Annotated in this window: 11 protein-coding genes and 1 pseudogene; 1 reads left to right on the top strand and 11 read right to left on the bottom strand. The window is 72.7% G+C overall.

Translation table 11 applies throughout. The features are described from left to right. The 11 genes and pseudogenes from ccrA to ADL01_RS31155 form a co-directional block, all read right to left on the bottom strand. Positions 1-1,193: crotonyl-CoA carboxylase/reductase (gene ccrA, locus ADL01_RS31205; protein WP_053745365.1), on the bottom strand; the 1,193-nt coding region annotated here is incomplete at its 3' end. Beyond that, positions 1,190-2,425: a cytochrome P450 family protein gene (locus tag ADL01_RS31200; RefSeq protein ID WP_053745364.1), complete on the bottom strand. Its 1,236-nt coding sequence runs from the start codon at positions 2,423-2,425 to the stop codon at positions 1,190-1,192. The genes ADL01_RS31200 and ccrA, both read right to left, overlap by 4 nt. 53 nt (positions 2,426-2,478) lie before the next feature. Beyond that, a complete protein-coding gene (locus ADL01_RS31195; protein ID WP_053745363.1) occupies positions 2,479-3,309 on the bottom strand; it encodes an LLM class F420-dependent oxidoreductase in 831 nt (276 codons plus the stop codon). Next, positions 3,306-4,844 carry a class I adenylate-forming enzyme family protein gene (locus ADL01_RS31190; RefSeq protein WP_053745362.1) on the bottom strand — a complete coding sequence of 513 codons (1,539 nt, stop codon included), beginning with the start codon at positions 4,842-4,844 and terminating at the stop codon, positions 3,306-3,308. The genes ADL01_RS31195 and ADL01_RS31190 overlap by 4 nt, the downstream gene beginning before the upstream one ends. 112 nt (positions 4,845-4,956) lie before the next feature. Then, positions 4,957-12,171, bottom strand: a pseudogene (locus tag ADL01_RS31185) (SDR family NAD(P)-dependent oxidoreductase); the annotation flags it as partial. A gap of 80 nt (positions 12,172-12,251) precedes the next feature. Then, complete coding sequence (locus tag ADL01_RS31180; protein ID WP_053745360.1) at positions 12,252-20,567, bottom strand: type I polyketide synthase; 8,316 nt, start codon at positions 20,565-20,567, stop codon at positions 12,252-12,254. A gap of 12 nt (positions 20,568-20,579) precedes the next feature. Beyond that, entirely contained in the window at positions 20,580-21,989 is a 1,410-nt protein-coding gene (locus ADL01_RS31175; RefSeq protein ID WP_053745359.1) for a class I adenylate-forming enzyme family protein, read from the bottom strand. Position 21,990: 1 nt separating this feature from the next. Beyond that, positions 21,991-22,518 (bottom strand): hypothetical protein, encoded by a 528-nt coding sequence (locus tag ADL01_RS31170; protein WP_053745358.1) that lies wholly within the window; start codon positions 22,516-22,518, stop codon positions 21,991-21,993. Beyond that, positions 22,515-23,657, bottom strand: coding sequence for a beta-ketoacyl synthase N-terminal-like domain-containing protein (locus ADL01_RS31165; protein WP_107091039.1), 1,143 nt, complete (start codon positions 23,655-23,657; stop codon positions 22,515-22,517). The genes ADL01_RS31170 and ADL01_RS31165 overlap by 4 nt, the downstream gene beginning before the upstream one ends. Then, on the bottom strand, positions 23,654-24,106 hold the full coding sequence (locus ADL01_RS31160) for a 3-hydroxyacyl-ACP dehydratase FabZ family protein (protein WP_107091038.1): 453 nt from the start codon (positions 24,104-24,106) through the stop codon (positions 23,654-23,656). Before ADL01_RS31160 ends, ADL01_RS31165 begins: the two co-directional genes overlap by 4 nt. A gap of 41 nt (positions 24,107-24,147) precedes the next feature. Beyond that, positions 24,148-24,423 carry an acyl carrier protein gene (locus tag ADL01_RS31155; RefSeq protein WP_053745355.1) on the bottom strand — a complete coding sequence of 92 codons (276 nt, stop codon included), beginning with the start codon at positions 24,421-24,423 and terminating at the stop codon, positions 24,148-24,150. Between the two features lie 162 nt (positions 24,424-24,585). Between ADL01_RS31155 and ADL01_RS31150 the strand changes: the two genes are divergently transcribed. Next, complete coding sequence (locus ADL01_RS31150; protein WP_053745354.1) at positions 24,586-25,158, top strand: hypothetical protein; 573 nt, start codon at positions 24,586-24,588, stop codon at positions 25,156-25,158. Positions 25,159-25,222: the final 64 nt, after the last annotated feature.

Below are 25,222 nucleotides of genomic sequence, written 5' to 3'. Positions count from 1 at the left end.
ACCTTGCCCTGGTGGAGGTTGCGGTGGACGTCGTAGGCGGCCTGCCCGGTCTCCTCCAGGGGGTACACCTTGGAGAGCGTCGGGTGGATCCTGCCCTTGACGACCAGCCGGTTGGCCTCCCATGCCTCGCGGTAGTTGGCGAAGTGGGAGCCGATGATGCGCTTCAGCGACATCCACAGGTAACGGTTGTCGTACTCGTGGTTGAAGCCGGAGGTGGAGGCGCAGGTGACGATCGTGCCGCCCTTGCGGGCGACATAGACGGAGGCGCCGAAGGTCTCGCGGCCGGGGTGCTCGTAGACGATGTCGACGTCCTCACCGCCGGTCAGCTCACGGATGCGTTTGCCGAACCGCTTCCACTCGCGCGGGTCCTGGTTGTGTTCGTCCTTCCAGAACCTGTAGCCCTCGGCGTTGCGGTCGATGACCAGTTCCGCACCCATCGAGCGGCAGATCTCCGCCTTCTGCTCGCTGGAGACGACGCAGACGGGGGTGGCGCCGCCGGTGAGCGCGAGCTGTGTCGCGTGGGAGCCCAGGCCCCCGCTGGCACCCCAGATGAGGACGTTGTCCCCCTGTTTCATCCCGGCGCCGTTGCGGGAGACGAGCTGTCGGTAGGCGGTGGAGTTGACCAGGCCTGGTGCGGCGGCCTCCTCCCAGGTGAGGTGGCCGGGCTTGGGCATGAGCTGGTTGGACTTCACCAGGGCGATCTCGGCGAGGCCGCCGAAGTTGGTCTCGAAGCCCCAGACGCGCTGCGCGGGGTCGAGCATGGTGTCGTTGTGGCCGTCGCCGGGGTGCCAGGCATTGACGCCGGGGCCGGTGCGCAGGACGACACCCGCGAGGTCGGAACCGATGATGTGGTACGGCAGGTCGTGGCGCTTGGCCAGCTCGCTGGTACGGCCGTAGCGCTCCAGGAAACCGAACGTCGGCAGCGGCTCGAAGATGGCCGACCAGACGGTGTTGTAGTTCACGGACGACGCCATGACGGCCACCAGGGCCTCGCCGGGGCCGAGTTCCGGCAGCGGAACCTCCTCCAGGTGCATCGACTTGCGGGGATCCTTGTCCGGCGAGGCGATTCCCTCGAAGAGTCCGACCTCTGCCTTCCTGGTGACGACCGCGCGACAGGTCTTCGGAAGGCTCAGACCGGCGAAGTCCTCGGGAGTTGCCTCGCCGGAGAGAACGGCACTGAGGATGTCCTTCATTCGGTGCCCCCACAACGCGGCTCGGTCCGGACGGGCAGTGATCGCAGCCCGTGGTGGATTGCGCTGGGGCGCCAGGTCAGTTCCTCGGGGTCGACCGCGAGCGTCAGTGAGGGGAAGTGCGCGAGCAGCCGCCGGAAGGCGATCTCCCCCTCGGCCCTCGCCAGGGGCGCGCCGATGCAGTGGTGGATACCGTGGCCGAACGCCAGGTGTCCCTGCGCCTCACGGGTGACGTCCAGACGGTCGGGCTCCGGGAAACGGGCGGGGTCCCGGTTGGCCGAGAGGATCGCGATGAACACGAACTCACCGGCGGGGATGGTGACTTCGCCGACCGGTACCGGTTCGACGGTGCGCCGCCAGTGGCTGATGTTGGCCGAGCCGTCGTAGCGCAGGAACTCCTCGACGGCGCCCGGCAGCAACGCCGGATCGTCCCGTACGACGGCCAGTTGGTCCGGGTTGCGCAGCAGCGCCAGCGTGCCGTTGCCGAGAAGATTGACCGTGGTGTCGAAGCCGCCGACGAACAGCAGCACGGCGAAGGAGACGATCTCGTCGTCGGACAGCCGGTCCGAACCGTCGGCCGCGAGGATCAGCGAGCTGAGCAGATCGTCCCCGAGGTCGGCGCGCTTGGCCGTGACAATGTCGCTCACGAGTGTGAACAGCGCCTTCGACGCCTCCTGTGCGGCCTGCCGGTCGCTGTCGGAGGTCAACACGGCGGTCCCCGCCATGAAGTCCGCCCGGCAGCGCTCCGGTACACCGAGCAGTTCGAAGATGACCGTACTGACGAGCGGAACCGCGAAGTCGGCGATCACATCGAACTCGACGCGCCCCTCCAGCGCCGCCAGCACCTCGTCCGCGATCTCCTCGATCCGCGGACGCAACCCGGTCACCTGCCGCATCGTGAACGCCTTCGCCACCAGACCCCGAAGCCGCGTGTGATCCGGCGGATCCAGGTTCACCATCGACCGGTTGATCACATGCGAGTAGTCCCGCTGCCGGCTCATGTCGCTCTGATGCCGCTCGAACAACTTCCCCGCGTCCGTCACGTTCTTGCTCAACCGCGCGTCCGCCAGCAACGCGCGCCCCTCCTCCCAACGGGTCACCCACCACACCTTCAACCCCGCCGGCATCACCACCTCATGCACCGCGCCCAGCTCCCGCAACCGCGCGCCGGCCCCATGCGGATCCCGCTCGAAGTCCGCACCCAGCACCACGGGCTCACTCGTTGTGGAACTCATCGGCTCCGCTCTCCTTTTCCTGTCGATGGACTCTCGTTGTGTTGCCGGTCCGGTCAGCGCAGGCGGTCGCCGAGTCGCAGGGCGATCCGGTCGACGGTCCTGGTCATGCGGGCTGTGTCGAGGGGTCTGACCCAGAACAGGACGCGGTCGACGCCGACGGCCGCGTAGCTGTCGGCGTCACGGAGTTCGCCGCCGAAGAGGGTGACCGGGAGGGGCTGGTCGCTGCCCGGCCTGCGGACGGTCTTCTTGAACTCGGCGATGTGGTCGAGGACTCCGGGGCGGAGCATCGGGATCCACTCGTCGCCGTAGGCGAGGACGCGTTCGGCGACCCGAGGGCCGTTGCCGGCCACCAGGATCGGCGGGTGGGGCCGTTGGACGGGCTTGGGCCAGGAGGTGACGTGGTCGAAGTCGACGAAGTCGCCGTGGTAGGAGGCGATGTCGTGGGTCCAGATCTGTCGCATGGCCTCGACCCGCTCCCGCATGACGCGCCAGCGGTCGTCGGGGTCGGTGCCGTGGTTGCGCAGCTCCTGTTTGATCCAGCCGGGTCCCACCCCCAGGTTCATGCGGCCGCCGGAGAGGACGTCCACGGACGCCACTTCCTTCGCGGTGATGATGGGGTCGCGTTCCGGGACCAGCAGGATGCCGGTGCCGATCCGCAGGGTCGTGGTGGCCTGCGCCACCGCGCCCAGGGCGACCAGCGCGTCCATGCCCTTCCTGAACTCCGGTGCGAGACCGGCGACATCGTCCCCTTCGGGCGTGACGGCCGGGACATGGGTGTGGTCGGGCAGGAACAGGGACTCGAAGCCCCGGTCCTCCAGCAGGGCGCCGAACTCTCCGGGTGACATGGCGTCCTGGGTGGGGAACATGACGAAGCCGAACTTCACGACACGCTCTCCCGGGCCGCGGTGCGGGACGCGTCTTCCCGGGCGGCCAGGTAGTCCGCCGTGAGCCGCTGACGGCCCAGCTTCCCGGTGGGCAGGACGGGGAGCCTGTCCACGGGGATGATCTCGCTGGGGTGCTTGTAAGCGCCGATACGGCCGCACAGGTGCTTCAACAGCTGGGCCGGGTCGATCTCTCGTCCCGGCTCGGGTTCCACCAGGGCGACGACGCGTTCGCCGGTGGCGTCGTCGGGCACGCCGAAGGCGATGGCCGCCGCCACATCCGGGTGCGCGGACAGTTCCCGCTCGATCTCCAACGGGGCGATCGGATAGCCCTCGACCATGATCAGGTCCTTCTTCCGGCCGACGAACAGCAGGCAGCCGTCCGGTCGTTGGCGGACGATGTCCCCGCTGGCGAGCCACTGTCGGCGGTCGAAGGGGTCCACTCCCGTCCCGTTCCAGGACCCGACGGGCCGGGAGGGGGTGCGGATCAGCAGCTCACCGGCATCGTCCGGCTCGGCGTCGACCCTGATCTCCACGCCAGGCAGCGGCCATCCGATGGACGGCTCGTCGACGGCGTCGATCCGGGGCTGCTCGATCACGGGAGCGGCGGTCTCGGTCATGCCGTAGACGCCCGTCAGAGAGGACTTGAAGGTCTCGGCGAACTCCCGGCTGAGCTCGATCGGGCACGCGTCGCCCCCGGTGACGCAGCGCGTGTCCGTGAGATCGGGTGCCGGTTCGGCGGCGGCGCGGGCCTCGGCGAGGAGCGCGCGGTAGGTGGTCGGCGCACCGCCGATCCAGCCGAACCGGTGGGCGCGCAGCATCCGCAGGACGACATCCGGCTCGTTGGTCGCGGCCAGGGCCAGCGGGGAGCCGCGGCGCAGCGAGGTGAGCAGGACGAGGACGCCCCAGGGGTTGACCAGGTTGATCATGTAGTACGTGGCGTCGGCGCGACCGACGCCCTGGGCCTGTGTCAGACCGAGGCCGGCGTCGAGCGTCGTGTGGGAGAGCACCAGGCTCTTGGGGCGTCCCGTCGTACCCGAGGTGTAGAAGATGGCCGCGAGATCGTCCGCGTCGACCTCGTCGGTGGCGGCCGGGGCATCGGCGAGGACGTCGTTCCACGGGCGCGTCGTCCCGGAGTTCGGGGCGGCAGCGTCCAGGATCCATGCCCGCTCGACGGCGGCGCTCTTCTCGGTGACGGCGGAGCACGGCCCGTGCACCGCGGCTTCGCCGAAGTAGAACCGGGGCGCGCTGTCGGTGATCAGCTGTTCCACCTCGCCGGCCGACATCTTGTGGCTGATCGGCACGATCACGGCTCCCACCCGCAGGCAGGCGTAGTAGACCGCGACCAGCTCGTACCGGTTGGTCAGGTGCACCGCGGCCCGGTCCCCCGTACGGACACCCGCCGCCAGCAGGCCGCCGGCGATCCGATCGGCGAGGCCGAGGACGGTCGCGTACGACACCGCGCCGTCGAGCGTGACCAGCGCGGGCGCGTCCGGCTGTCGTTGCGCGACCTGCTGGAAGTCGGAGAAGACTGACATGAGTACCTCCGGTGGTACGCCTTGCGGGGCTTCGGGTGGTGTCGTCGGCGCCGGTGGCGGTCGGTGGGTGCGAGGGGGGTGGGTCGGCCGGCTGTGGTGCGGGCGGGTGGGGTCAGCTGATCGCGTCGACCGTGGTGTGGGCGTCGAGCAGGCCGGTGAGGGTGTCGGCGGTCCGCGTGACGTACTCGGTGAGCAGGGTGAAGTGGCTGCCCGGTGTGGTGGTGCGGGCCGCGAGGCCCGGCCAGTCCCCGGCCCAGCCCTGCTCGGGTGCGGAGGGCACCTGCTCGGCGGCCTCGACGAGCAGGACGGGGACGGTGAGCTCGGTCGGCCGCCAGCCGCGGCCGAAGAGGTCGAGGTACCAGCCCATGGCGGTGAGTCCGGTGTCGTCGTGGGTCCAGAACTCGCCCCGCGACGCCAGCCACTCCTGGAGGATGTCGGCCGACGCCGCCTCGGGGATGGCGCCGGGCGACAGGCTGTCGAGCAGCACCACGGCCTCGGGACGGATGCCACCGGCCTCGAGGCGCCGGGCCGTCGCGTGGGCGGCGAAGCCCCCGGTGGAGAACCCGAGCAGGGTGAACGGCTCCCCCTCGGCGCAGGTCTCGACGGCGGCGGCCAGTGCCTCGGCCACCGCGTCTACGGACGCGGGCAGTCGCTCGCCGTCGCGGTACCCCGGCAGCGGTACGGCCGCCACGTCGTACCGCCCGTCGAGCGCGACGGCCAGCCGCTGGTAGGTGAGGTTCGCCGCACCCGGGATGAACGGCTCCACGCAGATCAGGGCCGGCCGGCCCGCCCGGCGCAGCCAGGTCGCGGCGGGTGTGTGTGCCGGCTTCGGGCGGTGGGAGAAGGTGGGGCGCAGTCGTGCGGCCGCCGCCAGGATCCCGATGCCGTCGTGGGTACGGCCCAGGGAGACCGCCTGCCTCAGCAGCGTGCCGAGACTCCCGGCGGTGCCGTCGTGGTGGGCGGCCGGTGGCGCCGCCGCGGCGCGGGATTCGGTGGCGTCGGCCAGCCGGTCGTGGAGGTGGGCCGCGAGGGTGGCGGGGGTCGGGTGGTCGAAGACGACGGTCGCCGACAGGGGCAGCCCGGTCGACGCGGTGAGCCGGTTACGTGCCTCCACGGCGGTCACGGAGTCGAAGCCCAGGTCCCTGAAGGCTGTGTCGGCCGGGATGGCCGTGGGGTCCGGGTGGCTCAGGACGGCGCCGGTGTGGCGGGTGACCAGGTCGAGCAGGAACCGTCGGCGTTCCGACTCCGGCAGTGCCGCGAACCTGTCGGCCACCCCGGCGCCGGCCGACGGCCGTGGCGGGGCGAGTGCGAGGCCCGACAGCAGCGGCGTGGGGTGCTGCGCACGCAGCGAGTTCAGGTCCAGGCGTGCCGGTATGAGCAGCGGATGGTGGCTGTCGGGCCCGGTGCCGAGGGCGGCGTCGAGCCGCGCGAGTCCTTCCGCGGCGGACATCGGCACGATCCCTGAGGCCATGAGTTGCCGGATCCCTTCGGCGCCGAGCTCCTCCCCCATCGCCGACCTCTCCTCCCACATGCCCCAGACCAGGGCGGTCGCCGGCAGCCCGTGGCGGCGGCGGTGGTGGGCGAGGGCGTCGACGAAGGTGTGGGCGGCGGCGTAGTTGCCCTGCCCGGCGAGCCCGAGCACGCCCGCCGCCGAGGAGTACAGAACGAACTCGGCGAGGTCGAGGTGCTCGGTGAGCCGGTGCAGATGCCAGGCCGCGTCCGCCTTGGGCCGCAGGACGCTGTCCATCTGGTCGGGAGTCAGCTCCCGGACGGTCGCGGGGTCCACCGTCCCGGCGGCGTGGACGACGGCCGTGAGGGGGTGGTCGGCAGGGACGGTGGCCAGGAGGGCTGCCAGGGCGTCGGGGTCGGCGGTGTCGCAGGCGGCGAGGGTGACGTGCGCGCCGAGGCCGGTGAGTTCGGCGCGCAGGCTCTCGGCGCCGGGGGCGTCCGGTCCGCGCCGGCCGACGAGCAGCAGGTGCCGGGCGTGGTGCCGGGTGACGAGGTGGCGGGCGGCCAGGGAGCCGAGGGTTCCCGTGCCTCCGGTGACGAGGACGGTGCCGTCGGGGTCGAGGGGGCGCGGAACGGTGAGGACGATCTTTCCGGTGTGGGCCGCGTCCCGCATGAGCCGGATCGCCCGGGGAGCGTGGCGGACGTCCAGAGCGGTGACGGGCAGGGGCTGGAGGGTGCCGTCGTCGAAGAGGCCGCCGAGGCCGGCGAAGGTGCGCGCGACGCGGTCGGGACGCGTGTCGAGTCCGTACGGCAGGTAGCGCCTGCCGGGGTGGTCCAGGGCGGTCTGCCGGGGGTCGCGCGGGTCGGTCCTGCCGATGTCGACGAGACGTCCGCCGGGGGCGAGCAGGCGCAGCGAGGCGTCGGTCAGCTCGCCGCTGAGGCTGTGCAGGACGACGTCGACACCGCGGCCCGCCGTCGCGGCGCGGAACCGCTGCTCGAAGCCGGGGTCCCGGGAGGAGGCGATGTGGGAGTCGTCGAGGCCGAGGTCACGCAGGGTGGCGTGTTTCGTGGGGTGGGCGGTGGCGTAGACGTCCGCGCCGAGGTGGCGGGCGATCTGGAGGGCGGCCATGCCGACCCCGCCGGCCGCCGCGTGCACCAGGACCGTCTCGCCGGGGCGCACACCGGCGACGTCGACGAGGCTCTGCCAGGCGGTGAGGAACGCGGTGGGCACGGTCGCGGCCTGCGCGAACGTCCAACCGCGCGGCACGCGGACGAGGTTGCGGTGGTCGGTGACCGCCAGCGGGCCCATCGCGCCCTGCCAGGCCAGGCCCAGCACCCGGTCTCCGGGCCGCAGCCCCTCCACGCCGGGGCCGCACTCGGCCACCACTGCTGCCAACTCGCTGCCGAGCCGCCCGGGTTCGGGATACATGCCGAGCGTGAGGAGTACGTCGCGGAAGCTGACGCCGGCGGCGCGGACGGCGACGCGGACCTGTCCCTCAGCGAGGAGGGCCTCGGCCTCGGGGCAGGCGGCGAGGACGAGGTCGTCCGGGCTGCCGGTGGACGGTTCGCGCAGGGCCAGCCGCCAGGCCGCTGGTCCGTCCGGCACGGTCAGGGTGGTGTCGGTGGCGGTTCTGGTCAGCCGGGGCACGCGCAACCGGCCGTGTCGCAGGGCCAGTTGGGGTTCACCGTCGTCGAGCGCGGTGGCGAGAGCCGTGGGCAGGTACTGCCAGGAGGCCTCGTGGTCGTCGATGTCGAGCAGGACGAACCGGCCGGGATGTTCGGTCTGGGCGCTCCGCAGCAGCCCCCACGCGGGCGCCTGGGCGAGGTCGGAGACGTCCTCCCCCGCCTCGGTCGCCACCGCGCCGTGGGTGAGCACCACCAGGGGCCGGTCCCGGGTCCGTTCGTCGGCCAGCCATTGCTGTACGGCGGCGAGGAGCCCCCGGGCCGCGCGGTGTGCGGAGTCCGCGACGGCCGCGACGGGGTGCCCGGCGCACACCAGGACCGCCAGGTCGCCGGGCGGCAGGGTGGCCAGGGCGTCGAGGGCGGGACCGATGCCGGTGTGGCGGCGGTCCGCCCGCAGGTCGCGCGGAAGCCGGGCCGGGCCGTCCTCGGGGAGGATCCAGCAGACGTCGCGGGACGGCGGGTCCGAGGCAGGGGACAACTCGCGCCACTCCAGGAGGTAGGGCGCCTGGCGACGGGAGTGGGCCCGCCCGACGGTCTCCGCCGTGAAGGGACGTAGCGTCAGCGAGTCGATCACGGCGACGGGCCGGCCCGTGTCGTCGGCCAGCCGGAGCGTGTGTTCGCTGTGCCCGGCCGCGGAGGTGGCGCGTGTCGTGGTCGACAGGTGGGCGCGCACGACGGTGGCGCCCGGTGTGAGGATCCGCATGCCGGCGATGGCGAAGGGCATGCGGGCCGGTTGCCCGCCCGTGGTGTCCGCCGCCGCCTCCACGAGGCAGGCCTGCAGCCCCGCGTCCAGCAGTGCGGGGTGCACGGCGAATCCCGGGTCGGCGGCGTCCTCGGGCAGGTGGGCCTCGATGTAGGTGTCGTCGCCGCGCCGCCAGGCGCCCGTGAGGAGCCGGAAGGTGGGGCCGAAGTCGACGCCCTGCTCGGCGAGGCGCTCGTAGAGCGGGGCGAGGTCGACGGGCCGCGCGCCGGGGGGCGGCCATGCCGTCAGGTCGGGCCATGCGGGCATGGTGTCCTCGTACGGAGCGAGCACGCCGCCGGCGTAGTGGGTCCAACCGGTCTCCGTGTCGGGCGCGTCGATGTCGTCGGAGGGGAGCCGGAAGTGGAGGGCGACGGGGCGCCGCCCGTCGGCCGTGGCCGCCTTGACCCGCAGTTGGAGGTCGACGGACGTGTCCTCCGGCAGGACCAGCGGGGTGTACAGGGTGAGTTCGTCGAGACGGCCGCAGCCGAGCTGGGACCCGGCGTGCAGGATCAGTTCGGCGGTGCCCGCGCCGGCCGCGACCGCGGTGCCGCCCACCGCGTGGTCGCGCAGCCAGGGGTGCGCCTGGAGGGACAGGCTGCCGGTGAACAACCAGCCCTCCCCGTCGGCGAGTACGGCCTTGGCGTCCAGGAACGGGTGCGTCGCCGGGCTCAGTCCCCCGCCCGTGCCCAGCTGGCGTGGCGGTGGGGTGTGCAGCCAGTAGGGGCGGTGCTGGAACGGATAGGTGGGCAGTTCCACGCGGTCGGCGCGGGCGAGCAGCCGCGTCCAGTCGACCGGCGCTCCCCCGACGTGCAGACGGGCGAGTGCGGCGGTCAGGACGCGCGGCTCGTCACGTTCCCTGCGCAGGGTGGGGATCCACGCGGCCGAGGACGTGCCGGTCGCGTCCGCGGTGCGGGGGCCTGCCTGGCCGAGCGCGGTCAGTACGGCGTCGGGGCCGATCTCCAGGAACGTGGTGATGCCCTGGTCCCGCAGCCGGGCGACGGCGTCGGCGAAGCGCACCGCACCGCGTGCCTGCCGGGCCCAGTACTCCGGCGAGCGGGCCTCCTGGGCGGACAGGACGGCACCGGTGAGCGTGGAGACGACGGGCACGGCGGGCGGACGGAGGTCGAGTCCGGCCGCCACACGGGCGAGTTCGTCGAGGACGGGGTCGATGTGCGGGGAGTGGAACGCGTGGCTGACGCGCAGCCGGTTGATACGGCGTCCGCGCTCCCGCCACTCCTCGGCGACGCGTACGACGGTGTCGTGGTCGCCCGAGATCACCGTGGACGTCGGCGAGTTGACCGCGGCGACGGCGACCAGGTCCTCGTGGCCGCGGAGCGTGGCCAGGACCTCCTCCTCGGAGGCGGCCACGGCGATCATCGCCCCCGTGGCGGGCAGCGACCCCATGAGCCGGCCGCGCGCGGCCACCAGCGTGGCCGCGTCCGCGAGGGACAGCACCCCGGCGACATGGGCGGCGGCGAGCTCGCCGACCGAGTGTCCGGCCACGAAGTCGGGGCGGGGCCCGAGGTGTTCGACGGTCCGGTACAGCGCGACTTCCAGGGCGAAGAGAGCGGCCTGGGTGAAGTCCGTACGGTCCAGCAGCCCGGCCTCGTCCGGGTCCGGCCCGGCGAACATCACGTCCTTCAGCGGGCGCGGCAGATGCGGGTCGAGGTGGGCGCACGCCTCGTCCAGGGCCTGGGCGAACACCGGGGAGTGCGCGTGCAGGGCGCGGCCCATGCCGGGCCACTGGGAGCCCTGGCCGGAGAAGAGGAACGCGGTCCTGCCCGCCGGGCCGCGCACCCCCTGGACGAGGCCCGCCCCGGGGGAGTCGTGGGCGAGGGCGTCGAGGCCGGCGAGCAGGCCGTCGCGGTCCATGCCGGTGAGGACGGCCCGTTGGGCGAGGTGAGCCCGGGTGGTCGCCAGGGAGTGGCCGACGGCGGCGAGGTCGGTCTCCGGCGCGTCCGTGAGGAGTCGGGAGAGCTGGGCCGCCTGGGCGCGCAGTGCGCCGGGCGAGGCGGCGGAGACCGGCCAGACGAACCCGGGCACGGTCAGCGCCGGCGGCCGGTCCGGATCCTGCGGTGGGGCAGCCGGCGCCGGGGCCTGCTCCAGGACGAGGTGGGCGTTGGTGCCGGAGACACCGAACGAGGACACCGCCGCGCGGCGGGGCCGCCCGGTGTCCGGCCAGGAGCGCTGTTCGGTGAGCAGCCGCACCGACCCCCTGGACCAGTCCACCTTGGCGGACGGGGTGTCGGCGTGCAGGGTACGGGGCAGCTCGCCGTGGCGCAGCGCCATGACCGTCTTGATGATCCCGGCGACGCCGGCCGCCGTCTGGGTGTGGCCGATGTTGGACTTCAGCGAGCCCAGCCACAGCGGCCGGTCCGCGGGGCGGTCCTTGCCGTAGGTGTTGATCAGGGCGTTCGCCTCGATGGGGTCGCCCAGTGCGGTGCCGGTGCCATGCGCCTCCACCACGTCCACGTCGGACGGGGTCAGACCGGCGTTGGCCAGCGCCTGGCGGATGACCTGTTCCTGGGCGGGGCCGCTGGGCGCGGTCAGCCCGTTGCTGGCGCCGTCCTGGTTGAGGGCGCTGCCCCGGATGACGGCCAGTACCGGATGACCGGCGCGGAGCGCGTCGGAGAGCCGCTCCAGCAGGAGCAGGCCCACGCCCTCGGAGAACCCGGTGCCGTCCGCGCCGTCGCCGAACGCCTTGCACCGCCCGTCCGCGGCCAGCCCGCCCTGCTTGGTGAACTCGACGAACACCTCCGGGGTGGCCATGACCATCGCACCGCCGGCGATGGCGAGCGAGCACTCGTCGCCGCGCAACGACTGGCAGGCCAGGTGCACGGCGGACAGCGAGGAGGAGCACGCGGTGTCCACCGTCACCGCCGGGCCGTTCAGGCCGAGCGTGTAGGCGATCCGGCCGGAGGCGACGCTGGGCAGGCCGCCCTGGAGGCGGTACCCGTCAGCGGCGGGGACGGACCGGTCGATGGGGGGCAGGTACGCCTGATGGGTGACGCCGACGAAGGTGCCCGTCCGGGTGCCGCGCAGAGAGGTCGGGGCGATGCCGGCGCGCTCCGCGAGTTCCCAGGCGGTCTCCAGCAGCAGCCTCTGCTGGGGGTCCGTCACCAGCGCCTCGCGGTCGGACATTCCGAAGAGTCCGGCGTCGAAGCCGGCGACGTCCGCCAGGAAGCCGGCCCGCCGGGGCCGCTCGGCAACGGCGCCCCACAGGCCGTCGAGATCCCAGCCCCGGTCGGTGGGGAACTCCCCCAGTGCCTCCCCGCCGTCGGCGACCAGCTGCCACAACTGCTCGGGGGACCGGACTCCACCGGGCAGCCGGCACCCCATCGCGACCACGGCGATCGGCTCCCGTGCGGCGCCGAGCAGCTTCTGGTTCGTCCGCCTCAACTGCTCGTTGGCCAGCAGGCTGCGCCGTAGGGCCTCGACGACGTTGGCAGGCGGGTCGGTCACGGTCGGCTCCGTCGGCTCGGGGGATGTCGGTCCGTTCTGGACGGCGTGCGCGGAGCCGCCGGGGCGGTGCGTCATCCGGACTCCTCCATGGACAGAGCGAGTGCGACGAGTTCGTCGGCGCTCGCCGACCTGATGTCCTCCGCACCGGTGTCCCGGGCCGGGGTCGTGCCGTCGTCGGCCAGTTGCAGGAGCGTCTCCAGGAGCCCGAGGTCCCGCAGGCGGGCGACAGGGATCGAGGCGAGGGCCCGCTGGATCGCCGCGTCCGGGTCGGCCGCCGCCCGGTCCACGCCGTCGGCATCGGCGTCGGGGAACAGCTCGCCGACGAGGTGGGCGGCGAGGTCGTCGGGGGTCGGATGGTCGTAGGTGAGGGTGGCCGCCAGCCGCAGCGCGGTGGCCTTGGTGAGCCGGTTGCGCAGTTCCAGGGCCGTCAGGGAGTCGAAGCCGGACGCCTTGAAGGGCTGGTCCGCCGGCAGCGGCGAGGCCGCGTCGAGACCCAGTACGGCGCCGGCGTGGGCGGTGACGAGCGTACGCAGCCGACGCAGCCGTGCCTCAGGGGCGAGGGTGGCGAGCTCCTCGCGCAGATCGGGGGCCGGGCCGGCAACGCCCGAGGTCCGGCGAGCCGCTGTGGCGACGGTCAGTCGCTCCAGCAGCGGGTGCAGGGTGCCCAGTTCGCTGTTCGCGCGCAAGGTCCGCTGGTTGAGGGGGCTGGCGGTGAGCACCGGGTACGGCAGTTCCAGGGCGGCGTCGAGGAGGGCGTGCCCGTACTCCGCGGTGATCGGGGCGAGTCCGGTGCCGGCGATCCTCGCGTTGTCGGAGTCGGTCAGCGTGCCGCTGAGTCCGGTGACCGGCTGCCACCAGCCCCAGGCCATGGACGTGGCGGACAGGCCCTGGCGGCGCCGGTGGTGGGCGAGGGCGTCGAGGAAGGCGTTGGCGGCCACGTAGTTGCCCTGGCCGGGGTTGCCGAAGGTGGCGGCGGTCGAGGAGTACAGGACGAAGGCGGCCAGGTCGAGATGGCGGGTCAGTTCGTGCAACTGCCGGGCGGCGTCGGCCTTCGGCGCGAAGGCCCTGGCGAACTGCTCGGGGGTCAGGTTGGTGATGGTGGCATCCGCCAGCGTGCCCGCCGTGTGGAAGACACCGGTCAGCGGGTGCTCGGTCGGGACGGAGTCGAGGAGTTGCCGCAGCGCGTGCGGGTCGGCGACGTCGCAGGCGGTGATCGTGACGTGCGCACCCGCGCCTTCGAGGTCGGCGCGCAGCCGGTCGGCTCCGTCGGCCTCGGGTCCGCGTCGGCTCGCCAGCACCAGGTGGCGGACCCCGTGCGTGGCGACCAGGTGCCGGGCGAGCAGAGTGCCGAGGGTACCGGTGCCTCCGGTGATCAGAACGGTGCCGTCGGGGTCCAGCGGACGGGGGAAGGTCAGGACGAGCTTCCCCGTGTGACGGGCGTTCTGCATGAGCCTGAAGGCATCGGCCGGCTGGTGGATGCCGTAGGCCGTGACCGGCAGGGGGGTCAGCGCGCCGGAGTCGAACAGGCGGAACAGGTCGGTGATTATCTCGGCGAGACGGTCGGGCCCGGCGCTGTTGTGCAGGTCGAAGGCCTGGTAGGTGAGGTGCGGGTGGGTCGTGGCCAGGTGCCCGGTGTCCCGGATGCCGGTCTTGCCCATCTCGATGAAACGGCCGCCGGGCGCCAGGAGGTCCAGTGACGCGTCGGTGAAGGGGCCGGCCAGGGCGTTGAGAACGACGTCCACGCCGCGGCCGCCGGTGACAGCCCGGAACCGCTCGGCGAAGTCGAGGGTACGGGAGTTCGCGATGTGCTCCTCGGGGTAGCCCAGGCCCCGCAGGGTGGCCCACTTGTCGGGGTGGGCGGTGGCGAGGGGTACGGCGCCCAGGTGGCGGACCAGTTGGGAGGCGGCCTGGCCGACGCCTCCGGCGGCGGCGTGGATCAGGACCGTGTCGCCGGGCTTGACGTCGGCCAGGTCCACAAGGGCGTGGTAGGCGGTGGCGAACGCCACGGGCACACCGGCTGCCTGGGCGAAGGACCAGCCGTCGGGCATAGGGGCCGCCAGGCGCTGCTCGGTGACAACGACCGGGCCGAACGCCTTCTCCGCGAGCGCGGTCACGCGGTCGCCCACGGTGAACCGGTCGACGCCCGGGCCGGTCTCGGTGACCACACCGGCGGCCTCCGCCCCGAGGGAGGGCTGGAACGGGAGCAGCCCGAGCGCGGCGGCGGTGTCGACGAAGTTCATCCCGGCGGCGCGTACGTCGACGCGGATCTGGCCGGGCCTCAGCGGGGCGGCGGCCTCGGGGGCGGGCAGCAGGGCGAGTCGGTCGAGACCGCCCGCGCCGGTGGTCTCCAGCCGCCAGTGGGGCGGGTCGGCCGGCGGGGTGAGCAGCTCGGCCGTGCTGGTCCGGGCGAGCCGGGGGATGAGCGGCTTCCCGGCCCGTATCGCCGACTGGGGGTGCCCGGCGGCCAGTACGGCGGTCAGCGCGGCCGCGCTGTCGGGGTGGCGGTCGGTATCGACCAGGACGATCCGGCCGGGGTTCTCGTTCTGGGCGGTGTGCAGCAGACCCCACGCCGTGCCGTCGGCCAGTCCGGGCGGGTCGTGGGGACCGGTGACGACGGCGTGGCGGGTGACGACCGCGAGGACGGTACGCGTCAGCCGGTCGTCGGCGAGCCATTCCTGAAGAAAGCGCAGCACGTGTTCGCACAGGGTCCGGGCGCCCTCGGTATCGGCCTGGTCCTGTGCCGGCAGGGACCAGACGACCAGCTCGGGCGGAGCCGCTCCCCGGTCGACGGCCGCGGTCAGGGCGGCGAGACCGGCATGGCGAGGGACGGTGTCCAGGGCCTCGGTGAGCCGGGGATCCGTGTCGAGCAGGGCCCATCCGGTGCTGTCGGGGGCGTCGGTGCGGGCGCCGGGCACAGCGCTCCACGTCAGGTGCAGCAGGTCGTGCTCGGGGCCGGTGGTGGTCTGGCGGCGCAGATGGTCGCCGGTGGTCGCACGCAGGGTGAGCGCGTCGATGGTCAGGACCGGGGCGCCCGTGCCGTCGGTGGCCAGCACACGCACGGTGTCCGGCTTGGTGACCTGTAGGTGGACGCGCAGGTGCCGGGCCGGGGTTCCGGTGCGGGTGATGCCGCTGAAGGTGAAGGGCAGCCGGGGCCCGTCGCGTCCGTCGGTGCGCTCCCCCGCGGTGTCGGGCAGGGCGATGGGGTGCAGCGCGGTGTCGAGCAGCGCGGGATGGATGACGTGGCCGGTGGGTGCCAGGCCGTCGGGCAGTTCGGCCTCGGCGTAGAAGTGCTCACCCTGCTGCCACACGGAGCGCAGGCCGGTGAAGGCCGGGCCGTAGTCGTAGCCCGCCTCGGCGAGGCCGGTGCGCAGGCCGGCCAGGTCGACCGGCCGGGCGTCGGCGGGCGGCCACACGGCCGGTGCGGCCGGTGCCGGGTCCGCCGCCGGTTCTGCGGTCAGCCGCGCGGTGGCGTGCAGGGTCCAGGCGGGCGGGTCGGCGTCGGCGGTGTGGACACGGGCGTGCAGGGTGACCGGCCGGTGCCCGTGGTCGTCGGGCGGGCCGACCCTCAGATGCAGGTCGAGGGTCTCCTGGTCGGGCAGCACCATGGGGGCGTGCAGGGTCAGCTCGGCGATGTGCGGGCACCCGGCCAGGTCTGCCGCGTGCAGGACCATGTCCAGGTAGGCGGTGCCGGGGACCAGCGCGACTCCGGTGGCGGCGTGGTCGGCGAGCCAGGGGTGGCTGTCCAGGCCGACGCGGCCGGTCAGGAGCAGGCCCTCGTCGTCGGGCAGGTCGACCATCGCGCCCAGCAGCGGGTGCCCCGTCGTGCGCTGCCCCGCGGTCACCACCTCGGCCGAGGGGGCCTGGACGAGCCAGTGGCGGCGGTGTTCGAAGGCGTACGTGGGAAGGTCGACGCGGCGGGCCCCGGCGTACAGGGCGCTCCAGTCGAGGTCGTGCCCGTGGGTGTGCAGGCGTGCCGCGGCGGACGCGAGGGAGCCGGTCTGCGACTGGGTGCGGTGCAGGGTGCCGACGACGAGCCCGGCGGCGATGGCGGTCTCCTCGAGGGCCGGCACGAGCACCGGGTGCGGGCTGCACTCCAGGAAGGTCCGATACCCCTGGGCGGCCAGGGATTGGACGGTGTCGGTGAGGCGGACCGTGTTGCGGAGGTTGTCCCACCAGTAGGCGGCGGTCAGGGTCGTCCCGTCGAGCGGGCCGTCCTGGAGACGGCCCTCCACCGTGCTGTGGAAGGCGATGCCGGTGGGGTGCGGGGTGATGTCCGCGAACCGTTCCAGGATGTCGTCGTGCAGGGGGTCGATGTGCGGGGAGTGACCGGCGACCGCCACGTCGATACGCCGCGCCCGTATGCCCTCCGCCTCGCACCGCCGCAGCAGTTCCTCCACGGCTGTGCCGACGCCGGCGACGACCGTGGAGGCGGGGCTGTTGACTGCGGCTACGCCGATGTCACCGGCGTACGCGTCGACGAGCGCCTGGGCCCGGTCGGCGGGCAGGCCGAGGGTGGCCATGGCGCCGGTGCCGGACAGGACGGCCAGCGACTGGGCGCGCAGGGCGACCAGTTTCGCCGCGTCGGCCAGGGTGAGGGCGCCTGCGATGTGGGCGGCGGCTATCTCGCCCTGGGAGTGCCCCACCACGGCGTCGGGGACGAGGCCGTGGAACTGCCACAGGCGGGCGAGCGAGGTCATCACCGCGAACAGCGCGGGGTGGATGATGTCGACCTCGTCCAACGCGGGCGCGCCCGGAGCGCCGCGCAGGACGTCCACCACCGACCAGCCGGTGTGCGGCCGCAGGGCCTCGTCGGCCGCGTCGAGCGCCTGCCGATAGGCCGGGTGGGCGTCGTACAGCTCCATGCCCATGCCGGGCCACTGCGAGCCCTGCCCGGGGAAGACCAACACCAGCTTCCCCGGCCCCGACACGGGCACGGCCGCCTGGGTGAGGCCGGGGTGGTCCTCCTGCCGTTGCAACGCCCGCAGGCCGTCGAGGAGTTCGTCACGGGTACGGCCCCGCACCACGGCGCGGTGCGCGAACGCGCTCCGTGCGGTGCCCAGCGTGTGCGCCACGTCCGCGGGGTCGAGGTCGGGGTGGCCGGCGGCGTACTCGCGCAACCGGGCGGCCTGGGCCCGCAGCGCGGTCCGGCTCTTGGCCGAGACGGGCCACAGGACCTCCGCCGGCGTCCGGCCGCCGACGGCGGGCGCGGGGACCGCGGGCAGAGGCGACTGCTCCAGGATCAGGTGACTGTTGGTGCCGGAAACGCCGAAGGAGGACACCGCGGCGCGCCGGGGGCGGCCGTCGATGTCCGGCCACCGCTGTTCCTCGGTGAGCAGCCGCATTGCGCCGGCTGACCAGTTCACGTGCGGGGAGGGGGCGTCGATGTGCAGGCTTTTGGGCAGCAGTCCGTGCTGGAGGGCCATGACCATCTTGATCAGTCCCGCGACCCCGGCGGCGGCCTGTGTGTGACCGAGGTTGGACTTGACCGATCCCAGCCACACCGGCTGTTCGACGGCTCGCTGACCGTAGGTGGCCAGCAGCGCGTGCGCCTCGATCGGGTCGCCGAGCGGTGTTCCCGTGCCGTGTGCCTCGATCGCGTCGATGTCGTGGGGGTCCAGCCCGGCGTTGACGAGGGCAGCGCGGACGACCTGTTGTTGTGCGGAACCGCTGGGCGCGGTCAGACCGTTGGAGGCGCCGTCCTGGTTGACCGCGCTGCCCCGGATCACCGCGAGAACCGGGTGGCCGTTCGCGCGGGCGTCCGACAGCCGTTCCAGCAGCACCATGCCGACGCCCTCGGCGAGGCCGATGCCGTCGGCGGACGCCGAGAACGCCTTGCACCGGCCGTCCGGGGCGAGGACGCGCTGCCGGGAGAAGTCGACGAGCACACCGGGACCGGACATCACGCTCGCCCCGCCCGCGAGCGCCAGGTCGCAGTCGTGGGCGCGGAGCGCCTGGCAGGCCTGATGGATCGCCACCAGGGAGGAGGAACAGGCCGTGTCCAGGGTGATCGCCGGTCCCTCCAGCCCCAGGAGGTAGGAGATCCGCCCCGAGGCCACACACAGCGCGGTTCCCAGGAACGCATAGCCCGCCACCTCGTCGTCGGCCTGGTGGAGACGGGGGCCGTACTCCTGGGAGATCACCCCGGCGAACACCCCGGTGCGGGTGCCGCGCAGGCTCTCGGGGACGATGCCGGCATGTTCGACCGCCTCCCAGGACACCTCCAGGAGCAGCCGCTGCTGCGGCTCCATCGCGGTCGCCTCGCGCGGCGAGAGTCCGAAGAATCCCGCGTCGAAGTCGGCGGCGTCGTACAGGAACCCGCCGTACCGCGAGGAGATCTTCCCCAGTTCACCCGGGGTCGGGTCGTACAGGCGGTCCGTGTCCCAGCCGCGGTCGCCGGGGTGCTCGCCGATCCCGTCGCGGCCGCCCAGCACCAGGTCCCACAGGGACTCCGCGCTGGTCACCCCGCCGGGGAAGCGGCAGCCGATCCCGACGATCGCGATCGGCTCGTCCGTCGCGGCGCGGCGCACGGGGCGCGCCGGAGCGTCGTCCGGCGAGGCGAGGCCGAGTTCGCGGCGCAGGTGGTCGGCGAGGGCCAGGGGCGTGGAGTGGTCGTAGACGAGGGTGGCCGGGAGATCGAGGCCGGTGGCCGCCGAGAGGGCGAGCACCATCTCGACCACGGTGAGCGAGGTGAGCCCGCTCTCCAGGAAGGTGTGGGTGGCGAAGGAGCCCGAGGAGTCGGCGGAGGCCGAGGAGTTCGAGGCGTCGGCGGAGGCAGAGGAACCGGCAGAGTCCGAGGAGCCCGAGGCGCCTGCGGAGTCGGTGAGGTCTCGCGCCCTGCCGGTTTCCCGGGCGATCAGATCGACCAGGATCGCGCGTTGTTCGGCCGGGGAGGCGTCGCGCAGCTCCGCGATGTCGGGGAACTCCTCGGTCCACGGCGGCACGGCGGGCTCCTCCGGACGGATGACCGGGGCCGGGGTTGAGGCCGGAGTTGAGGCCGGAGCCAAGGCTGAGGCCGGGGCCGAGCCCAGGGCCGAGGCCGAGCCCAGGGCCGACGCCGAGCCCAGGGCCGACGCCGAGCCAAGGGCCGACGCCGAGCCCAGGGCCGAGGCCGAGCCCAGGGCCGGGGTCAGGAGTTCTGCGTACGCTGTCTCCCAGTTGACCGGCACTCCGTTGACGTACGCGTGGGTGAGGGCGCGCAGGAGGCTCTCGCGGTCGCTCTTCCTGCGGTCCAGCGTGGGGATCACCACGCCGGTCACACCCTCCGAGCGCAGCGTCTCGCCGATGACGGTGGTGAGTGTGGGGTGGGCGCTGACCTCGATGAAGAGCCGGTGGCCCGCGGCGACGAGCGCGCGCACGGCCTGCTCGAAGAGGACCGTGCCGCGCAGCGAGCGGTACCAGTGCGCGGCGGTGAGGTCGGCGGCACCGAGCCGCGAGCCCGTGGCGGTGGAGTAGAAGGCGGCGCGGAGCGGGCCGGGGGTCCCGAACGACGCCTGTTCGAGCATCAGCTCCCGCAGGATCTCCGTCTGGCGGGAGTGTCCGGCGACCTCGATCCCGGGCACCTTCCAGGCCCAGACCCCTTCGCCGGTCAGCTCGGCCAGGAGTTCGTCCACGGCGTCCCGGTCACCGCTGACCGTCACGTTGCGAGTGCTGTTGACGGCGGCGATGTCGAGGCGTCCGCCCCACTTGCGGAGCAGCGGTTCGACGCGGTCGACGGAGGCGGCGACGGATGCCATCGCGCCCCGCCCCTCGATGCGGGTGAGCGCGCTGCCGTACTGGGCGAGGAGCCGGGCGGCGTCCTCGATGGCCACCGCGCCTGAGGCGTGGGCGGCGGCGATCTCGCCGACGGAGTGTCCCACGACCGCCGTCTCCTGGAGTCCGTGGGCGCGCCAGGTGTCCGCGAGGGCGGAGGACAGGGCGAACTGGACGGGCTGGACGGTGCCGAGCCGGGTGAACTCCGCCTCCTCGGCGAGCGCGTCGGCCGGGTCCCAGCCGTCCAGGTGGGCGCTCAGTGTCCGGCCGTAGAACTCGATCCGTTCCTGGAATCCGGGCGAGGACGCGCGCAGTTCCGCCGCCATGCCCGGCCAGCTGGCGCCCTGGCCGGGGAAGACCAGGACGGGTTCGCGGGCCACGTCGGCGGTGCCGGTGAGGATGTCGCGCCCGGTCCGGCCCTGGGCCAGGGCGGTGAGGCCGCGCAGCAGTCCGTCCCGGTCCGTGGCGAGTACCGCGCCGCGTCGGTGGGCGTGGACCGAGGTCAGGCCGCGGTGACGGAGGTCCCGCAGCGCCTCCTCCGAGGCCGACGCGACCTCCTCACGCAGCCGGTCGGCCGCCGCCGCGAGCGCGTCCGGGGAGTCGCCCGAGACCAGCAGGGGTGGGGTGAGATGTTCCATGGTCGACCTCCGCTACTTTCCGGCGGACTTGCGCCAGCCCAGGTCCGTTGCCGGGTGGATCAACAGGCGGGCCGGCTGCTCGCTGCGCAGCAGGACCGTCGCCAGCCGTCGTCGGATTTCCTGTTCGTCGATCGAGGGGTCCGCGCAGTAGACGTCGAGGGTGAACACGACGTCGCCGGCGGTGTTCTCATGGGTCCAGGCCTCCGCGCCCTGGACGCCGGGGATCGTCTCCGCGAGTGCGCAGACGGATTTCAGGGAGACCTTCTCGCCGCGGCTGATCACATAGCTGGGGCGGCGGCCGCGGAAGTAGAGATAGCCGTCGTCGTCCCTCTCGAAGAGGTCCCCCGTGCTGATCGAGGTCGTGGCGCCGCTGGCGGGGGGCTCGGGCTCGTCGCGGCGGCCGACCCTGCGGAGCATGCCCGTGTCCGTCTCGACGATCAGCTCGCTGGCCCTGTCATCGGCGTCGGCCGCGCGCAGCCGGACCTGGACCCCGGGGAGCGGGAGTCCCACCGAGCCATGGCGGCAGGGCGGTTCCAGGTGGGCGGCGAGGGTGGAGACGCGGGGACCGGCTTCGGTGAGCCCGTAGGTGAGGTACAGCTCCAGGCCCGCGTTGTGCTTCAGGACGTCCGCCACGGAAGAGGCGGCGAACGCGTCGCCCCCTACCGTCAAACGGCGCAGTGGTGCCGGGAGTCGCTCTCCCGCGCCGAGCCATGACTCGACCATCGTGGGTGTCAGGGAGGACACGGTGACCCCATGTTCCTGAATGGTCCGGTGGTAGTGGGCGGGCGTGAACGGCGGTCCCGCGATGACCGCTCTGCCCCCGGTCGCGAAAGTGGCGAGCAACTGGGCGACGAAGGCGTAGGAGTAGTGCATGGGCAGGCTGATCAGGACACTGTCGGCAGCGCTCTGGCCGATCGCCCGGGCGTGGCGGCCGGCGTTGCGCAGGAGCGAGTCGACGCGGTGCAGACAGCCGCTGAACACACCGGAGGTGCCCGAGGTGAGGAGGATGATCTCCCCGGGCCGGTACCGGAGGGTGTCCACGTCGCTCAGGCGGGCGAACCGGGCGAACCCGCCGAGAGTGCGCGGTGGTACGCCGGCGTGCGCTCCGGGCGGGACCCTCGGAGCGATCAGGGCGTCCGCGCCGAGGGCCCGCGCCATCCGCTCGATACGGGACGGCGGCGCCGACGGCGGCAGGAGCACCGGGACCGCGCCCTGGACCAGCAGCGCGCACACCACGGTGACGAACGGAGCCCCGTTCGGCATCGCCACCATGACGGGCGTTCCGGGTTCGACACCGAGTTGGTGGATCTCCTCCAGCACGGTGTCGAACGGCGGGGGCCGGGTTCCCGGGCGGTCCACCTGGACGAGATCACGGAGAAAGTCCCGCACGACGCCGGACTCAAGGGTGCGGGCAGTGTCCACTTCAGCCTTTCTGTGTCCCCGTCAGCAGCGTGCTGGTGACGCGATGGCCCGAGGGGCCGGCGCGGTGGGAGGTGACGAGCACATGGGTCGCCGAGCCCTGGCGCAGCCATGCGCGGGCGATGGCGGCCGCCGGGGGCAGGCCTTTGTCCGGCGGCATCGACAGGGTCATGCTGGGCCCGCTGAAGCCCAGGAGCTGTGAGGGGAGGCTGCACACCGAACCCGGGTTCGCCCCGGAGAACCGCAGCGGCGAGATGCGTCCCGCCGCGATCGTCGCGGCGATCGCGCGCATGGTGTACGTGGTGCAGTCGTCGCTGACGACGATGTGCCCCACGCCCTCCCGCGCCGAGTCGATGTCCTCCCGGTGTGCGTCGATCGCGTGTTGCACGGCCTCGAACACGAGCCAGGAGAGCGGGTCCGCGTAAAGGGAGGCTCTCTGTCTCGGCCGTACGCCGGACAGGTCGGTCACCTCGGCGACACCTTCGCCGAGCACAGTCATGCCGTACGTGGTCAAGGGGGCCGCGTCAGTCATGTCGCCGCGCTTTCGGGTCCCTGGAGGACGAGGCAGGTGTTGAAGCCGCCGAATCCGAGCGTCACGCTGATGCCCCAGCCCGGTTCGGCCTCCATGGGTCGCTCCATCGGGATCGGCAGGCCGAGCCTTGGCAGCGGGTTCCGTAGGAAGGGGACGGGGGGCACCGTCCCCGTCGCGAGGGCCTGGAGCAGGGCCACCGCCTCGATGGCGCCGGTCGCGCCGAGCGTGTGTCCGAACGCCCCCTTCGTCGCGAACGCGACCGGCGGGCGGGGTACGCCGGCGAAGAGCCGCGCGTAGGCCCGGGCCTCCACGTCGTCGTTCACCGGTGTCCCGGAGCCGTGCGCGTTGACGACGGTGACGTCCTGAGGCGTGATGTCCGCGTCGCGCAGCGCGCGTTCGACGGCCAGGACGACGTTCGCGCCGGACGGATCGGGGGCCACGGCATTGGCGGCGTCGTTCGACGATCCGGCGCCGGCGACGACGCCGTACGGACGGGCGCCACGGGCGCGGGCGCGTTCGGCCCGCTCCAGCACGAGGAACGCCGCTCCCTCGCCCAGGACGGTGCCGTTGCGGACGGTGTCGAAGGCACGGAGGCCGTCGGGGGACATCGTGCCGAGGTGTGAGTGGCCGAGGCGTTTGCCCAGGGTGAGCACGTCCGCCCCGCCGCACACGCAGACGTCCGCGACGCCTTCCTCAAGGAGAGCGAGTCCGGCCAGGACGGCGTCGGAACCCGCGGAGCAGGCGGTGGTGACGGTGACCGGTTCCACCCCGCATCCGGCACCCCGTGCCGCCGTGGTGGACCAGTGGGAAAGGGAGCGGGTGTCCGGCATCTCCAGGTGCGGGCCGTAGCTGGTGCCGAGGACGGGCAGGACACGCGGGTCGCCGGGATCGATCCCCGCGTCCCGCAGGGCCGTTGACAGTGTGGCGCGGGTGATCCGCTGCTGGCGGTCCCACGCGGGCAGGTCCCTGTCGAGGTCGGGCACGGTCGCGGCGAGCATGCCGCGCAGCGGCAACGGGGACGGTACTTCGGTGATGCCGGAGGCGCCGGCCAGCAGCGACTCCCACACGGTGTCCACGTCGGAGCCCAGAGCGGTCGACCACGCCCTTCCCGTCACCCACACCTGGGACCCCGCGCTCACCACAACTGCTCGCCCAGATCCGCCACCTTGGTGCGGACCAGCGTGCCCCTGGTCATGGCGACGGGCTTGCCGGAGACCTCCGCCCGGCACGTGAACGTCATGACGTCGCCACGAAGCTTGTCGCAGGTGGTGTGGAAGACGATCTGGTCGCCGGGGACGACGACTCGGGTGAACCTGGCTTTGACCGATCCGATCAGGGTGATCTCCTCGTCGGTGAGCGGCGAGGTCGACACCTGGACGAGGATGATCGCCGACTGGGCGATCGCCTGCATCATGTGGCTGGCGGGAAAGATGGCACGCTCGGGAAAGTGGCCGGCGATCGCGTCGATCTGCCCGGAAACAGCCATGAGGCTCTTTACGTATTTCTCGGGCTCATAGTCCAGAATTCGGTCGAGATAAATCATCGGATGGCGATGGCGCAACCAGCTCTTGAGTTCCGTGAACCCCATGGTCCGCGGTTCACGCGCGACCTCGGTGTTCGTTGTCCCGGTCACTGGACACTTGCCTCGTCCGGAAGGGCCGCTTGTCTGCGCGACACCAACTGGGTCAGAGTCCGGACCGAGGAGAAGTGGTCCGGGACGAAGTCCTCGTCCGAGATGGTGATATCGAAGGCGTATTCACACTGGGTGCGGAGTTCGGTGAATCCGAGCGAGTCGAGTCCGAGGACATCTCGGAAATTATCGTCCAGACCGATCTCGGACGGCGGAACAGTGATGAAGAGATCGTCGACCAGGATGCGCTTGATGGTCGATTCGATGTTCGTCATTGGGAAGTCTCCTGTAGTGCCGAATGGGGCCGACCTGCGGAGGCAGTGCGACCATACAAGGGCCACAGAACGACGGTCGACTAGAAGAACCCTTAGTCTTCGCGCTTGGGTTGGCGTCGGACACGGCAGCCGCAGCCCTGGTCATGGCTGGCCCTGAAGGGTGTGTCGGCGCTGGTGGCAGGCTCGTGCGGCGGCTCGGTGGCGGCCGCGGCCGAGGGCGACCGGGCATCGAGCCAGGGCCACTTGTACTCGCGGGTGTCCTTCGTTCGGCGTCCGGTCCGCATGCTCATCCACTGGTGCGGCAGCTGTGTTGATCACCTGGCGGGCCTTCCAGTTGCGGCCCGCTCCGCGGCGTTCCTCGTCCGCGGCGCGGCCCTTCGGGAGGAGGTGACCATCTCCGCCGCCGTGGTACGGGTCTCACGCCGGGCGCAGCAGCTGGTTTTTGATACGTCGTCACAAACGTTCGTGATCACGGTGGGCCGTACCTACACCCAGAGGAGTTGCGCCGACCGCGTCAGTGACGGCGCCGGGCGGGCGGGCATGGCGGGCACCGGTTCACCCCTCGCGGAGAAGGCCGTCCTCGAAGGCTGCCCACGGCGTCCCGCGCGTGCGCCGACCTGCCTGTCGCACCTGGCTTTGGCACAGCACAGCCGGACCGGATCCCGCCGCGAGAGCACCTCGGCGGTGCACACAATTAGCGATTTTACTCTGGAGTCGCGATCGACAGCGGTGTAATAATCGGCCACCGGAACCAAGCGTTCACTCCCGGCGCCGACTCGAACATCCGTCGTTCGGTACC

Origin of the sequence: Streptomyces sp. NRRL WC-3618 (assembly GCF_001280005.1) — a bacterium.
Lineage (GTDB): Bacteria > Actinomycetota > Actinomycetes > Streptomycetales > Streptomycetaceae > Streptomyces.
This window is presented reverse-complemented; position numbering and strand designations above follow the sequence as displayed.